Genomic DNA, 13308 nt, shown 5'->3' with positions numbered 1-13308 from the left:
TGCATCGCAAGGCGGAGAGTCGTCCTCGTAGTGGGCTACTCGGACGATTCGACAACGCAGCGTGGGGGCACCCCCGGCCGAAGGCTGGGGGAGTGCCGTGCCAGGCGTCGCTGGGCAGGCGGGCATTTGACGACACGGCCTAGGAGCGCCAGTCACCACATGACCGGACGGTTGGCGCAGGAGTACTCGTCCGCGACGTTGAACACGCCGGCACAGCCCGGGCACTCCGCCGAACCGAACAAGTGGGCGATCCCGTCGGCGAGGGCCCGCTGACCGTCGCGGACGCAGATCCCGTGCATCCACCGGCCCGTTCCGGTGAGTTCCCCTGCGTCCGCCGCACGCAGGTCCCGCCGGATCTCCTCAGGCCCGTCCCACACCTGCGCGTAGCACCCGAAGCCGCCGACGGCGATCGTCACCTCGACACCGCAGTGCGGACACTCCACTCTGATGATGTCGTCCGTGAAGCCCTCCAGGACGTTCGCCCAGTGGTACTCCCCCCTCACCGCGAGGAGGGCGAGGAAGGACGCGAGGTAGTCGGCGGGCCTCGACCGCAGGTGCCGGTCGAGCACCTCGCCGAACTTCGCGATCACGGCGGCGCAACCGGCCAGAAGGTCGTCGCAACCGTGCCGGCCGGCCGCGCGCGCCAGGATCCTCCCGGCCAGGGCGCGTGCCTCCGCGCTGTGCGCGGCGAGGCGCACGAGGCGTGGCAGGGACGCGAAGCTCGCCGGGGACACCAGGTCGTGCTCGAGCACGAGGCGCCACCCCAGTTCCTTCCACGCTTCAGGGTCGTCCCGGCACTCCACCCGCGCCAGGAGTTCCGGAACGCGATCGACGTCGGACCAGCAGTCAGGCATGTGCGCCCACTCCACCATTCCGGCATTGAACCGTGCCGGGGCAGCGGGGGGCGACCCGGTCACCCTTCGGCGGCGGGGAGCCGGTAGACGGAGACGTGGGAGCGTGACTCGGCGGTGAACTCGGCGCCCTGCCAGTCGGCGTGGCGGGACTCCAGCGTGAATCCGGCCAGCTGGGCCATGAGGTCGAGCTCCGAGGGCCAGATGTAACGGTGCGGGGAACGGAACAGCCGGGCCGGCTCGCCGTCGGTGAACCGGAAGTGGTGCGAGACGACCCGCTGCCCCAGGACGTCGTAGGTGTCCAGCCCGATGTAGCCGGATTCGGAGTGGAAGACGACCGCCTGCTGGCCGGGTGGCAGCTTGCGCAGCTCGGGGACCCACAGTTCGATCACGAAGCACCCGCCCGGCTCGAGATGGCGGGCGGCGTTGCGGAAGCACGCGACCTGTGCGGCCTGGGTGAGCAGGTTCGAGATGGTGTTGTAGACGAGGTACACGAGCCGGAAGGTGCCCGGGGCGCGGGCGGCGGTCATGTCGCCGGTGACGACCGGGATCGACGCGTCGTCCGCCTTGGTGCGCAGTCGGTCGATCATGGGCTGTGACAGCTCGATGCCGCTGACGGGTACGCCTCGCCGCGCGAGCGGCACGGCCACGCGGCCGGTGCCGATGGCGAACTCGAGCGCCCGTCCGCCGTCGGCGAGTCCCGCGAGGCGGTCCACGACCGGCCCGAGTACGTCCGGGGCGAACATGCCGGTACCGGGGGTGTCGTAGTTCCGGGCGGTCTCCTCGCTCCAGATCTCGTCCTGTCGCATGCGCCCGACGATCCACCAAGCGGGCGGCGAAGTCGAAGGAATTCCGCGCGGGGCATCACACGGCGAAAGCCGGGGAAGACGGATCGAACACCGTTCTGCGGGGCATGGATGTCCCAACACGGCGACGGGACCCGGGGAGGCGCCCGTGAAGGTGGCACTGCTCACGCGGGAGTTCCCGCCGTACGTCTACGGCGGGGCGGGCGTCCACGTGGAGTTCCTGGCGCGCGAGCTACGGTCCCTGACGGATCTTCAGGTCCATTGCTGGGCCGGGGCGGACGGCGCGGACGTGACGGGAGGCACGGAGGACGCGGGCGGCCCCGGCGTCAGCCGGCACGCCGCCGCTGCGGAGCTCGGGGGCGCGAACGAGGCGTTGCGCAGCCTGTCGGTCGACCTGTCGATGGCCGCCGCGCTGGCCGGCCGGGACCTGGTGCACTCGCACACCTGGTACGCCAACCTCGCCGGCCACCTGGCCAAACTGCTGTACGGCGTCCCGCACGTGATGACCGCCCACTCCCTCGAACCGCTGCGCCCCTGGAAGGCCGAGCAGCTCGGCGGCGGCTACGCGCTCTCCAGCTGGGCGGAGCGGACGGCGGTCGAGGCCGCCGACGGCGTCATCGCCGTATCACACGGGATGCGCGCGGACATCCTGCGGAGCTACCCGGCGCTCGACCCGGCGCGTGTGCACGTGGTCCACAACGGCATCGACACGCGCCTGTACCGGCCGGACGGGTCCACGGGGGCGCTGACCGCACACGGCGTCGACCCGGGCCGCCCGTACGCACTGTTCGTCGGCCGGATCACACGGCAGAAGGGGGTCCCGCACCTGCTGCGGGCCGCCCGGCGGATCGATCCGGACCTGCAGATCGTGCTGTGCGCCGGGGCGCCCGACACCCCGGCCATCGACCGCGAGTTCCGCGAGCTGGTGGAGGAACTGCAGGCCGTACGCGGCGGGGTGATCTGGATCCCGCAGATGCTGCCGCGGCCCCAGGTGGTGCAACTGCTCACGCACGCCGCGGTGTTCGTGTGCCCGTCGGTGTACGAGCCGCTGGGCATCGTGAACCTGGAGGCCATGGCGTGCGGCACCCCGGTGGTCGCCTCCGCGGTGGGCGGGATCCCCGAGGTGGTGGAGGACGGAGTGACCGGGCTCCTGGTGCCGTACGAGGAGAAGGACCCGGAGGCCTTCGAGGCGGCGCTGGCCGCGGCGGTCGGCGCGGTGGCCGGCGATCCTGCGGCGGCGGCCCGGATGGGGACGGCGGGACGCGAGCGGGCGGTGGCGGAGTTCGGGTGGGACGCGGTGGCCCGCCGCACCGTGGGCGTGTACGAGGAGATCGGCAAGTCGCAAGGGCGGTAGCGGCAAAGGGGGCAGGGATGCGCGGCGGACCTTCGGTGCTGGGAATCGTGCTCGCGGGCGGCGAGGGCAAGCGGCTGATGCCGCTGACCGCCGACCGCGCCAAACCGGCGGTGCCGTTCGGCGGCGCCTACCGGCTGGTGGACTTCGTCCTGTCCAACCTCGTCAACGGCGACATCATGCGCATCTGCGTGCTGACGCAGTACAAGTCGCACTCCCTGGACCGGCACATCACCACCACCTGGCGGATGTCGAACCTGCTGGGCAACTACGTCACCCCCGTCCCGGCGCAGCAGCGGCTGGGCCCGCGGTGGTTCCTCGGCAGCGCGGACGCCATCTACCAGTCGCTGAACCTGGTGTACGACGAGCAGCCCGACTACATCGTCGTGTTCGGCGCCGACCACGTGTACCGCATGGACCCCCGGCAGATGCTGCGCCAGCACATCGAGGCGGGAGCGGGGGCCACGGTGGCGGGCATCCGCATCCCGCGTGACCAGGCCTCCTCGTTCGGGATCATCACCCCGGGACCGGGTGGGGTGCGGGTGGAGCGGTTCCTGGAGAAGCCCGCCGATCCGCCGGGCCTGCCCGGTGACCCCGACCGGGTGTACGCCTCGATGGGCAACTACGTGTTCACCACCAAGGTACTGCTGGACGCGCTGGCCCAGGACGCCGAGGACGACTCCTCCGTGCACGACATGGGCGGCAGCATCATCCCGCTGCTGACCGCCAAGGGGCAGGTGCAGGTCTACGACTTCGACGACAACCACGTGCCCGGCGAGACCGCCCGCGACCACGGCTACTGGCGGGACGTGGGCACCCTGGACGCCTACTACGACTCCCACCAGGACCTGATCTCGGTCCACCCGGTCTTCAACCTCTACAACGACCAGTGGCCGCTGTACACGCACTCGCTGCGGCTGCCCCCGGCGAAGTTCGTGGCCGGCGGGATCGCGGGCGAGTCGATGGTCAGCCCGGGCTGCATCATCTCCGGGCAGGTCACGCAGTCCGTGCTGTCGCCGGGGGTCGTGGTGGAGGAGGGCGCGGTGGTGCAGGGGTCGGTGCTGCACGACAACGTCCGCATCGGGCGCGGCGCGGTCGTGCGCCGCGCCATCCTCGACAAGAACGTCGTCGTGCCCGCCGGCGCCACCGTGGGCGTCAACCCGGAGCGTGACCGTGAGCTCTACCACGCCTCCGCCAACGGTGTCATCGCGCTGGGCAAGGGCCAGCACGTGCTTTGACCGGGCGGCCGGGCCGGGCGCGGGCCGGACTCACACCGCGGTGGGGCCCGCCGCTCCTCCCCCGCTCCCGCCGCGTTCGCCGCCATCGTGGGACTGCCCGCACCAAGGCTGCGCAAAGTCCTGGCGGGGCATGAGACGGCGTGACGGGCCGCGGCGTAGGGAGGGTGCAGTTCCTTCCTCACGTCCCCCTGCCCGCCGGAGGTAGCACGCCCGTGACCGTCACCAAGGAGGCCCCGGCGCCGGCCGGGACCGCACGGCAGGACGCCGGGCGGCCGGATCCGGAACAGGGGTGGCGGGTCAGTTCGCCGCTGGTGCTGACGTTGCTGCTGCTCGTCGCCCTGATGCTGCAGGGACCGGTGCGCGGGGCGCTGTCCGCGCCGGTGATGCAGAGCTGGATGACCGTGTTCGTGGCGGTGGTGGTGCAGGCGTTGCCGTTCCTGGTGCTGGGCGTCGTGCTCTCGGCGGTGCTCGCGGTGTGCGTCCCGCCGTCGTTCTTCGCGCGGGCGCTGCCGCGCCGGACCGCGGTGGCGGTGCCGGTGGCGGGCGTGGCGGGGGCGGTCCTGCCGGGTTGCGAGTGCGCGTCGGTGCCGGTCGCGGGGGCGATGGTGCGGCGGGGGGTGGCTCCGGCGGCGGCGCTGACGTTCCTGCTGTCCGCGCCGGCGATCAACCCGGTGGTGCTGACCGCCACGGCCGTGGCCTTCCCGAACGAACCGCGCATGGTAGTCGCCCGGTTCGTCGCGAGCCTGCTGGTGGCCTGCGCCATGGGCTGGCTGTGGCAGCGTCTGGGGCACGCCGACCGGTTGCGCCCCGCGGCGCACCCGTCGGCCGAGGGGCAGGGCAAGGGTGCGGCGTTCTGGGGTTCGGTACGGCACGACGTGATGCACGCAGGCGGGTTCCTGGTGGTCGGGGCGATGGCGGCGGCCACGCTCAAGTCCTTCGTGCCCGAGGACGTCCTGCGGCTGGCGTCGGGCAACCCGGTGGTGTCCGTGCTCGCGCTGGCGGTGCTCGCGGTGGTGCTGTCGATCTGCTCGGAGGCCGACGCCTTCGTGGCCGCGTCCTTGTCGCAGTTCTCCCTCACCGCCCGGCTGGTGTTCCTCGTCGTGGGGCCGATGATCGACCTGAAGCTCTTCGCGCTGCAGGCGGGCGCGTTCGGACGCGCGTTCGCGGTGCGGTTCGCGCCCGCCACCTTCGCCGTGGCCGTCGTGGTGGCGTCCCTGACCGGGACGGTGTTCTTGTGAACCGGCAGGCACAGGCCGCCGTGCTGCTCCTGACCGGGGTGGCGATGCTCCACGCCGGGCTCAGCGACCTCTACCTGCGCTACGTCAAGGCCGGGCTGCAGCCGCTGCTGCTGGCGGCCGGCGCCGTGCTGGTCGTCGCCGCCCTGGCGACCGTCTGGTACGAACTGCGCCGCCCCCGCCGCGCTCGCCGTACCGGGGCGGACCCGGACGAGGGGCATGCGCACGACGCGGGGCACGCGCACCCGCACCGCGAGCCGAAGGTCGCGTGGCTGCTGGTGCTGCCGCTCGTCGCGCTCGTCCTGGTCGCCCCGCCCGCCCTGGGCTCCTACTCCGCCGCCCGGACCGGCACGTCCGTCCCGCGCCCCTTCGGTTTCCCCGCCCTGCCCGCGGGGGACCCGCTGCGGATGGAGACCGCCGACTACGCCGGCCGGGCGGTCTACGACCACGGGCGGTCCCTGGGCGGCCGTCAGGTCACCCTCACCGGGTTCGTCAGCATCGGCCGCGACGGCACCCCGTACCTGACCCGCATGGTGCTCAACTGCTGCGCGGCCGACGCCCGCCCGGTCAAGATCGGCCTGACCGGGCAGGTGCCGCCCGTCCTGCGGCCGGACGCCTGGCTGGACGTCACCGGGACCTACACCGCGCGCAGGGCGAAGGACCCGGTCAACGAGGGTCCCATCCCGTTCCTGGACGTGAGCCGGGCCCGGCCGGTGCGGGCGCCGTCGGAGCCGTACGAGGGCTGACGCACCGGCCCCCGGTCAGCCCGGCTGGCTGCTGTCCTTCAGCGTGCCCCAGCCGTGCCAGCGCTCGACCTCGATCAGGGCGCTCACGCGCTCGCGGTCCCGCTGCGGGTAGGCGCGGCCCAGGTACTGCTGGGCCAGCCGGTCGATGTCGGCGAGGTCGCTGTCCTCGCGCAGTTCGGCGACGCGACCGACCACGGTGACGTGGGTGTACCAGTTCCCCTCGTCCAGGACCGTGAGGGTGACCCGGGGGTCGTTGCGCATGTGCTCCAGACGCTTGCGGCCACCGTCCATGTTGACCAGGACCCGGCCGTCGTCCCAGAGGTACCAGGTGGCCGTGGACACCGGCTGGCCGTCGGCCCTCAGCGTCGTGATCACGGCCGGGTTGGGCTTCTTCAGCATCTCGATCGCGGCCGGGGGAAGCGGGGGCTTGGACACGGGAACTCCTTCTCGGTGATCTTCGGCGCTGCGCCCTCACCGTGCCACATCCCGCCCGGCCGGACGGCGGCCCGGACCCGGCGCGCCCCGCGGTGTCCGTCGAAGGGGCGCGCGCCGGGTCGGCACGTCAGCAGAACCAGCCGTCCTGGACCCAGCCGTGGCGGTTGATGTCGCCGTAGGCGAACCCGTAGGCCCAGTCGCCCTGCTTGCTCTCGACGGTGAAGGTCTGGCCCTTGTAGAGGGTGCCCATCCAGGCGCCCAGCGGGGCGGTGCGGACGTAGAGGTCCTGGGCGCAGACGGTCTCGCGCCGGCCGATCGTCCCGTCGGCCGCCCGGGCGGGCACGGCGGTGGTCAGCACGGCGACGGTGAGGGCCGCGACGGCGGTGGCGGCGCGGAGCATCCGGGGTGCGGGCATGCGGGTGGTCCTTCCTGTCGTGGGGGTGACGGTGCGGGAGGGGGTCACCAGGAGCCGTAGCCGCCGAGGCACTCGATGCGGACGTAGCCCCAGTCGCCCTTGCCGAAGTCGAAGGTGGCGGCCCAGCCGTTGTAGACGGGGTGGGCGCCGCGGGTGTGGCCGACCTTGTTGCCGTAGCCCAGGACGCGGATCAGCCCGTGGGGACCGGAGGCGCTGTCGTAGTTGGCGTAGAAGCTGGCGCTCTGGCACACGATGATCGCGTGCTCGGGCGGCACCGCGGCGTGCGCGGGCTGCGTCATCAGTGCGCACGCCGCCGCTGCGGCGGTGGCGGCCAGCGTCTTGGTCACCGTCCTCATGAATGGTCCTCTCGTGGGGGGTGTCGCGGATCAGGATGGCGGCCCGTTGTCTATGCGGGTAGAGGGGGTGGGGAAAATTTGCGTGCCCATGACATTTCGTCTTGGCGTCGAGCCCGAACAGGCCCCCACCCCGGCCCGGTTGCCCCCTCGATAGCATGCGCGCATGCCCGAGGACAGCCTGATCGAAGTGACGCTGGTCGACGCGGCGGACGGACTGCCGTTCGGCCGCTCGGAACTACCCTCAGGACAACTCCCGGAGTCCTTCGCGCCGGAGACCCGGCTCGACCTCGGCGGGGCGGTGTGGCAGGTCGTACGGGCGCAGCCCGCCGACCGCACGGCCTACCTCGCCTCCGGGCGGCTGGTCCTGACGCTCCGGCGCCTGGGGACGGTGGACCCGCGGCAGGTCGCCTACACCCTGCCGACGCTCTGCGCGGAGCTGCCGCCGCTGGCGCCGGCCGACCCCGCCGCGGACGACCTGGAGGTCCACGAGGACGAATGGCGCCAGGCCGAACTGGTGGAACGCCGCTGCGCGGCCCAGGTCGAGGCGGAACTGGCGGACATCACGCGGATCTTCCGGGAGCACGCACGAACAGTCGGGGAAGGCGAGGAGGCCGTCCAGGTGTTCGACGAGCTGCACCTGCGGGAGACGCCGGCCGAGCCGCTGACGGGCGCGCTCACCCGGCAGCGGCTCTTCGACGTGCTCCCGGCGTCGCACACGTACGCGGGGGTGGCGCTGCGGGACGGACAGGGGCGGGTCGCCGACTCGTTCGCCGCCCGCGTCGGTCCGGTCACGGTGTACGGCCGCTGCGCCGGCGACCGGGTCGTCACCCTGGGCCTGACCCCGGCGGCGCGGGCGACGGTGGCGGTGCCGGGACTGGCCCAGCTCATGCGGGAGTTCGGCCTGGTGCTCGTCGACTGGTGCGCGCCGCGCCGCGAGGAGCTGCCGTAGCCGGTGGCCTGCCGCTTCGCGGCGGGGACCTCACGTCCACACGCCGGGGCCGGCCCCGCGCCATTCGACGAGGTCCGGGTCGGCCAGGTCGATGGCGTCGGGATCGAGGCCGGCGCGCCGCAGGAACTCCTGGAAGCCGCGGAGGTGGTACGCGATCCCCAGGATCTCGCCGTCCACGCGGACGCGCCGGCCGCCGCCCGTCGATGGCGGCATCACGATGACGCGACGCTGCATGCCGTCAGGATGACCCGTCCGGCCCTGCCCCGCATCCCGGCCGCCGGGCGGAGCCCCCGGGAACGGCACCCGGATGGTCCGGCCGCCGCTGCCGGGCACGGACGGGCGTGACAAGCTGGCCGGAACCCGTCAGCGCACCGAGGGAGCCTGCGGTCATGACCGAACGGACGATGCGGGCCGTCGCCTCCTACCGGGGCCTGCCCGTGGAGGACCCCGAGAGCCTCGTGGACGTCGAGGTGCCGGTGCCGGATCCCGAGCCCCGCGACGTACTGGTGCGGGTGCAGGCGGTGTCGGTCAATCCCGTCGACATCAAGGTCCGCCCCGGGCTGCCCGCCTCCGACCGGCCCCGCATCCTCGGCTTCGACGGCGCAGGCGTGGTCGAGGCGGTGGGTGAGGGGGTGACCACCCTTCAGGTGGGGGACGAGGTCTGGTACGCCGGGGACCTCACCCGCGCCGGCAGCAACGCCGAGTTCCAGGTCGTCGACGAGCGCCTCGTGGCCCGCAAGCCGCGCAGCCTCGGCTTCGCGGAGGCCGCCGCCCTGCCCCTGACCGGCATCACCGCCTGGGAGACCCTCTTCGACCGGTTCACCCTCGACGCCGGGTCCACCGGCACCCTGCTCGCGCTGGGCGGCGCCGGCGGTGTGGGCTCGATCCTCATCCAACTGGCGAAGCAGCTGACCGGCCTGCGGGTGCTGGCCTCGGCCGGCCGCCCCGAGACGGCGCAGTGGGTCACCGGGCTCGGGGCCGACGCCGTGGTCGACCACCACGACCTCGCCGCGACCGCCGCCGCGGCGGCGCCGGAGGGCGTCGACTACCTGCTCTCCCCGCACTCCGCCGGCAACATCGAAACGTACGCCCGGATCATGCGTCCGGGCGGGCACATCACGGCGATCGACGAGCCCGAGGGGCTGGACCTGCTGCCGCTGAAGGCCAAGAGCATCGCGTGGCACTGGGAGTTGATGTTCACCCGGCCGATGTTCCGGACCCCCGACATGATCGAGCACAAGAACCTGCTGCAGAAGATCGCGACCCTGGTGGACGACGGCCGCATCCGCAGCACCATCACCACCACGATCGAGGACTTCTCTGCCGCCGGGCTGCGCCGCGCCCACGAGATGGTGGAATCCGGCCGGAGCATCGGCAAGATCGTCGTCACCCGCTGACAGCTCCCGGCGGCGGACGCGGCACCTCTCCGGCACCGCCGCCACGGCACCCCTCGGAGCCGTCCTGGGCTCTGACCGTGATCAATCTCCAGGACAGCAGCGCGAGCGGCACGATCGAGGCTCGCGCCAAGCAGGGGGTGGTCTGGGGGCCGGAGCCGGCCGGTCTCGACCAGGGTCCTCGACGGACAGCACCTGCACCTGTGGTTCCTCGGCGACTGAGACGAGGGGTCCCCGGCCGACGACAGCCTGATGCGGGGGCGCCCGCCGCCGGGGCGGCCGAAGCGGATCCTAGAGCGCTTCGCCGCCTTCGTGGCGGCGGATGGTGACGTACTCGCTCGCGTCGCGGCCGGCCAGACGGCGCTGGAGGGATCCGGCGATGCGGCCGGCCTGCCGCTTGGCGAGTTCGGCCTTCTCACCGTGGAAGAGCGCGTCCACCGTCAGGGTCCACAGCGCCAGCCAGCGGGCGAAGTGCGCGGGGCCCAACGGGGCCATGCGGTGCAGGGCCAGACGCGGGGCCGGCGCGTTGCGCCGGTACCGGCCGGCCGCGAACAGCACCGACTCCCAGAAGTCACACATGACCGGCAGATGCGCGTCCAGGTCCATCCGGGCCACCTCGGTGAAGACCGGACCGATCAGGGGATCGGCGAAGGCCCGGCGGTAGAAGGCGGTCACCAGCCGTTCGACGTCCGCACGGTCCGCGAGGTCACGACCCGTCCCGCCCGCCACGGCGACGGGCCCGGGCGCGCTCACAGCCGCTCCAGGACGAGCGCCGCGCCGCATCCTGCCAGGCACAGTGCCTTGACCACCTCGAGCGCGACGTACCGCAGGTGCGCGCGGCTGCGCGGGCCGGTCTCCCCGGCGAGGACGGCGGCCGTGCGGCGGTTCAACGCGGGCCGGACCACGAACAGTTGTGCAAGGAGCACGGCGACGGCCCCCGCGCCCAGGCCCAGCGCCACCGGCCCCGGCACCTCCCACGCCACCGCCACGGCGACGATCGCCGCGAGCACGGCCTCGACGCGGTTCAGCGCACGGAAGACGATCCGTCCGATGCCCAGGCCCAGGGGCACGGTGATCCCCTCGGCGCGGAACTTGAGGGGCGCTTCCAGGAACGAGATCCCGAGCACCATCCCCAGCCACACGAAGACCGCGGCCACCTGCGCCAGGACGGCGCCGGCGTTCACCGGGCCCTCCGCTCGGGGTGGCGCCGGGCGGTGCGCACGGGATGGCGTCGGATGCGGTGAAGGTCCATGCCTCACCCTAGCGTAAATGTGCATTTCAGATGCATATTTGAGTCGGCCGTCACAATCCCCCCAACCCACTTGGGGAACAGGCGGATCGACACCGAGAATGGTCCGATGACCTCGCCCGATCTGCTGCCGGACCACCGGCTCGAGCGCACCGCCGTCGTCGCCAACAACACCATGAACCGCGAGCGGGGTCTGACCGGCGCCAACAGCTACGCCCGCGAACTCGGCTTCGACCCGGTCGGCCATCTGCTGGCCCGCACCCCCGAGCCGCGCTGGCTCGACCTGTGCAGCGGGGAAGGGCTGGCCCTGCGGGAGGCCGCGGGCCGCCTGCCGGCGACGGCGCGGCTGACCGGCGTCGACCTGGTGGGGCCCCTGGCACCGGCACCCCTGCCGCCCACCGTGGAGCTGGTCACGGCGTCGGTGACGGACTGGGAGCCCACCGCCCCGTACGACCTGATCACCTGCGTGCACGGCCTCCACTACGTCGGCGACCGGCTCGCAACGCTCACCCGCGCCGCAGGCTGGCTCCGGCCCGGCGGTCTGCTGACCGCCCACCTCGACCCCGCCTCGATCCGCTGGGCGGATGACGGCGGCCCTGCCGGGCGGTTCGCCCTGGCCGCCCTACGGGCCGAGGGGTTCACCTACAGCGCGCGCCACCACCGCCTCACGCTCACCGGGCCACGCACCGTCCGCCTCCCCCTGCGCTACGTCGGCGCCGACCCCGATGCGGGACCCAACTACACCGGCCAGCCCGCCGTCGCCGCCCATTACCGGCGCGCCGACTGAGCCACGGACCGCCGGCACCCCGACTGGCGACGCTCCTGTCAAGTCCCGAAATCCAGCGACGTGACGCGTGAGCGGCCGTAGGGCCTACTGGAGACATCGCCACTTCTCCGGCTCACGCAAGAGCACGACGTCGCCGGCGACGACATCGGCCCGACAGGGCCGGCCGGAGGCACGGGCCGCAACGGCCCGCCGCGGACGGGGGCGGAGGTCCTCACGCCCTCCTCGGACCTCCGCCCTTCCGCGACACCCCTCCCCGCACACCTCCCGGAAAGAAGCACCTGCCATGTCCAGGCACACACTGCAGCGGCCCGTCGCCCTGGTGATGGCCGCCCTGGCGGTCGCCGCCGGCACCACGGGTGCCGCGCACCTGACCCACACCTCCGCCGACCGCCCCGCACCGTGCTCACGGGAGGGGATTCCCGGGGACGACAAGGGCGCGGCGGGTCCGGGCGGCGTGCCCGGCCTGCCCATAGCGGCGGGCGCGTCCGGATGCGCCGTGCCCGGCGCCCTGCCGGACAAGGCCGAGGACCGGCTCTCCGTCGTCGACAAGACCCGGATCGTGGTGCTCATGGCCACCGGCGAGGCCCGAGGTTCCGAGGTGACGGCACAGTACAAGGTCTCCGAGGACCGGGTCGCGACCTGGAAGGCGCAGCTGCTCATGGGCGACTGGTCGGGACTCCTCCTTCCCGACACCCGCACCGCCCCCTGACCGTCCCACCCCGCGGCAGGACCCGGCGGGGCCGCCGCGAGGCCCTGGGGCCGGCCGCCACGCCGGGCGCGGGAAGGACTCGCCCGGTGGGTCCTTCCGTCCGGCGGCGCCCATCCCCGCACGGCGCGCTTCACCCAGCAGGTGAATCGCGCCTTCTCGCGTGCCGCCGCCGGAGACCGTCAACCGACGGCACGTCATCCGGGGCGCCGGAATGACCGGTTGGCCGACAGAGCGGGCATACGTCACCATCGCCCCATGGGAGCACTGGACGCGGTGGCGGGCAGGCTGGCCGGCGGGGCGAGCGTCGAGTTCCGGCCCAGCGGCTCTTCGATGGTCCCCTTGATACGCAGCCGCGGGCTGGTGACCGTCGCCTCGGTGGACCCGTCGAAGCTCGAGGTCGGCGACATCGTGCTCGCCCGTGTCGCGGGCACGGTGTACCTGCACCTGGTGTCCGCGGTGGACCCGGCCAGGAAACGGGTGCAGATCAGCAACAACCGTGGCCATGTCAACGGCTGGACCGGATACGGCCGGGTCCACGGGATCTGCACGTCGGTCGACGGTGTCCCCCGCCCTCGCACGGCGGGCAAGGTCCGCGCCTCGTGACACGTCTGTGACGGTCGGCGGACGGGGTCATGACGTCGCAGCGCGAAGGTGGTTCATAGAGGGCAAAACGCCCTATTCGGACATTCATCTCCTGCTACCGAGGGCGTGAGCAGGGACCGCAGCCGCCGAACCGCCGAAGGACACCACCATGAGCTCCGCACCCACCACGCCCCAGGCCGACACC

The 13308-nt window shown here is 72.9% G+C and carries 17 protein-coding genes; 9 read left to right on the top strand and 8 right to left on the bottom strand.

Going from position 1 to position 13308, the window contains the following annotated elements; genetic code table 11:
- Positions 1 to 152: 152 nt before the first annotated feature.
- Both PV341_RS37805 and PV341_RS37800 read right to left on the bottom strand, forming a co-directional pair.
- Positions 153 to 854, bottom strand: coding sequence for a hypothetical protein (locus PV341_RS37805; protein WP_500360187.1), 702 nt, complete (start codon positions 852 to 854; stop codon positions 153 to 155).
- Between the two features lie 59 nt (positions 855 to 913).
- Entirely contained in the window at positions 914 to 1660 is a 747-nt protein-coding gene (locus PV341_RS37800; RefSeq protein WP_500360186.1) for a class I SAM-dependent methyltransferase, read from the bottom strand.
- Positions 1661 to 1805: 145 nt separating this feature from the next.
- On the opposite strand from PV341_RS37800, the gene glgA reads away from it, so the two are divergent.
- The 4 genes from glgA to PV341_RS37780 all read left to right on the top strand — a co-directional run bounded on the left by glgA (position 1806) and on the right by PV341_RS37780 (position 6227).
- Complete coding sequence (glgA, locus tag PV341_RS37795) at positions 1806 to 3011, top strand: glycogen synthase (RefSeq protein ID WP_500332327.1); 1206 nt, start codon at positions 1806 to 1808, stop codon at positions 3009 to 3011.
- Positions 3012 to 3028: 17 nt separating this feature from the next.
- Positions 3029 to 4246, top strand: a complete 1218-nt coding sequence (gene glgC, locus PV341_RS37790) for a glucose-1-phosphate adenylyltransferase (RefSeq protein WP_499509120.1) — start codon at positions 3029 to 3031, stop codon at positions 4244 to 4246.
- A 212-nt stretch (positions 4247 to 4458) separates the two neighbouring features.
- The gene (locus PV341_RS37785; RefSeq protein WP_500360185.1) at positions 4459 to 5484 is read left to right on the top strand and encodes a permease; all 1026 of its coding nucleotides are present in this window, start codon (positions 4459 to 4461) and stop codon (positions 5482 to 5484) included.
- Positions 5481 to 6227: a TIGR03943 family putative permease subunit gene (locus PV341_RS37780; protein WP_500360184.1), complete on the top strand. Its 747-nt coding sequence runs from the start codon at positions 5481 to 5483 to the stop codon at positions 6225 to 6227. The genes PV341_RS37785 and PV341_RS37780 overlap by 4 nt, the downstream gene beginning before the upstream one ends.
- Positions 6228 to 6242: 15 nt before the next feature.
- Here PV341_RS37780 and PV341_RS37775 read toward each other — a convergent pair whose 3' ends face one another.
- From PV341_RS37775 to PV341_RS37765, 3 genes are all read right to left on the bottom strand, one after another.
- Complete coding sequence (locus PV341_RS37775) at positions 6243 to 6662, bottom strand: PPOX class F420-dependent oxidoreductase (protein WP_500332331.1); 420 nt, start codon at positions 6660 to 6662, stop codon at positions 6243 to 6245.
- Between the two features lie 127 nt (positions 6663 to 6789).
- Positions 6790 to 7077: an SH3 domain-containing protein gene (locus PV341_RS37770; RefSeq protein WP_500360182.1), complete on the bottom strand. Its 288-nt coding sequence runs from the start codon at positions 7075 to 7077 to the stop codon at positions 6790 to 6792.
- 44 nt (positions 7078 to 7121) lie between these two features.
- Entirely contained in the window at positions 7122 to 7433 is a 312-nt protein-coding gene (locus PV341_RS37765; protein ID WP_500360181.1) for a hypothetical protein, read from the bottom strand.
- Between the two features lie 163 nt (positions 7434 to 7596).
- Here PV341_RS37765 and PV341_RS37760 point away from each other — a divergent pair, with 163 nt between their 5' ends.
- Positions 7597 to 8382: a hypothetical protein gene (locus tag PV341_RS37760; RefSeq protein ID WP_500360180.1), complete on the top strand. Its 786-nt coding sequence runs from the start codon at positions 7597 to 7599 to the stop codon at positions 8380 to 8382.
- Between the two features lie 30 nt (positions 8383 to 8412).
- Here PV341_RS37760 and PV341_RS37755 read toward each other — a convergent pair whose 3' ends face one another.
- Entirely contained in the window at positions 8413 to 8616 is a 204-nt protein-coding gene (locus tag PV341_RS37755; RefSeq protein ID WP_500360179.1) for a hypothetical protein, read from the bottom strand.
- A gap of 155 nt (positions 8617 to 8771) precedes the next feature.
- Here PV341_RS37755 and PV341_RS37750 point away from each other — a divergent pair, with 155 nt between their 5' ends.
- On the top strand, positions 8772 to 9779 hold the full coding sequence (locus tag PV341_RS37750; protein ID WP_500360178.1) for a zinc-binding alcohol dehydrogenase family protein: 1008 nt from the start codon (positions 8772 to 8774) through the stop codon (positions 9777 to 9779).
- A gap of 288 nt (positions 9780 to 10067) precedes the next feature.
- Here the strand turns inward: PV341_RS37750 and PV341_RS37745 are convergent, their stop codons facing one another.
- Positions 10068 to 10529, bottom strand: a complete 462-nt coding sequence (locus tag PV341_RS37745) for a group III truncated hemoglobin (RefSeq protein ID WP_500360177.1) — start codon at positions 10527 to 10529, stop codon at positions 10068 to 10070.
- Positions 10526 to 10960 carry a hypothetical protein gene (locus PV341_RS37740; RefSeq protein ID WP_500360176.1) on the bottom strand — a complete coding sequence of 145 codons (435 nt, stop codon included), beginning with the start codon at positions 10958 to 10960 and terminating at the stop codon, positions 10526 to 10528. Before PV341_RS37740 ends, PV341_RS37745 begins: the two co-directional genes overlap by 4 nt.
- A gap of 174 nt (positions 10961 to 11134) precedes the next feature.
- On the opposite strand from PV341_RS37740, the gene PV341_RS37735 reads away from it, so the two are divergent.
- The 3 genes from PV341_RS37735 (at position 11135) to PV341_RS37725 (ending at position 13124) form a co-directional block, all read left to right on the top strand.
- Positions 11135 to 11812 (top strand): class I SAM-dependent methyltransferase, encoded by a 678-nt coding sequence (locus PV341_RS37735; protein ID WP_500332338.1) that lies wholly within the window; start codon positions 11135 to 11137, stop codon positions 11810 to 11812.
- Positions 11813 to 12095: 283 nt separating this feature from the next.
- Positions 12096 to 12521, top strand: a complete 426-nt coding sequence (locus PV341_RS37730; protein WP_500360175.1) for a hypothetical protein — start codon at positions 12096 to 12098, stop codon at positions 12519 to 12521.
- A 255-nt stretch (positions 12522 to 12776) separates the two neighbouring features.
- Complete coding sequence (locus PV341_RS37725; RefSeq protein WP_500332340.1) at positions 12777 to 13124, top strand: S26 family signal peptidase; 348 nt, start codon at positions 12777 to 12779, stop codon at positions 13122 to 13124.
- Positions 13125 to 13308 lie beyond the last annotated feature (184 nt).

The sequence above is a fragment of the Streptomyces sp. PA03-1a genome, from assembly GCF_033792805.1.
Taxonomy (GTDB): Bacteria; Actinomycetota; Actinomycetes; order Streptomycetales; family Streptomycetaceae; genus Actinacidiphila.
Note: the sequence above shows the minus strand (reverse complement) of the source record. Positions and strands in the feature narration are given on the sequence as shown.

What these genes read in the sequence shown, in the direction of transcription:
- glgC (WP_499509120.1), top strand. Translation starts at nt 3,029, where the DNA reads ATGCGCGGCGGACCTTCGGTGCTGGGAATCGTGCTCGCGGGCGGCGAG.
- PV341_RS37770 (WP_500360182.1), bottom strand. Translation starts at nt 7,077, where the DNA reads ATGCCCGCACCCCGGATGCTCCGCGCCGCCACCGCCGTCGCGGCCCTC.
- PV341_RS37760 (WP_500360180.1), top strand. Translation starts at nt 7,597, where the DNA reads ATGCCCGAGGACAGCCTGATCGAAGTGACGCTGGTCGACGCGGCGGAC.
- PV341_RS37755 (WP_500360179.1), bottom strand. Translation starts at nt 8,616, where the DNA reads ATGCAGCGTCGCGTCATCGTGATGCCGCCATCGACGGGCGGCGGCCGG.
- PV341_RS37765 (WP_500360181.1), bottom strand. Translation starts at nt 7,433, where the DNA reads ATGAGGACGGTGACCAAGACGCTGGCCGCCACCGCCGCAGCGGCGGCG.
- PV341_RS37805 (WP_500360187.1), bottom strand. Translation starts at nt 854, where the DNA reads ATGCCTGACTGCTGGTCCGACGTCGATCGCGTTCCGGAACTCCTGGCG.
- PV341_RS37800 (WP_500360186.1), bottom strand. Translation starts at nt 1,660, where the DNA reads ATGCGACAGGACGAGATCTGGAGCGAGGAGACCGCCCGGAACTACGAC.
- PV341_RS37750 (WP_500360178.1), top strand. Translation starts at nt 8,772, where the DNA reads ATGACCGAACGGACGATGCGGGCCGTCGCCTCCTACCGGGGCCTGCCC.
- PV341_RS37735 (WP_500332338.1), top strand. Translation starts at nt 11,135, where the DNA reads ATGACCTCGCCCGATCTGCTGCCGGACCACCGGCTCGAGCGCACCGCC.
- PV341_RS37730 (WP_500360175.1), top strand. Translation starts at nt 12,096, where the DNA reads ATGTCCAGGCACACACTGCAGCGGCCCGTCGCCCTGGTGATGGCCGCC.
- PV341_RS37725 (WP_500332340.1), top strand. Translation starts at nt 12,777, where the DNA reads ATGGGAGCACTGGACGCGGTGGCGGGCAGGCTGGCCGGCGGGGCGAGC.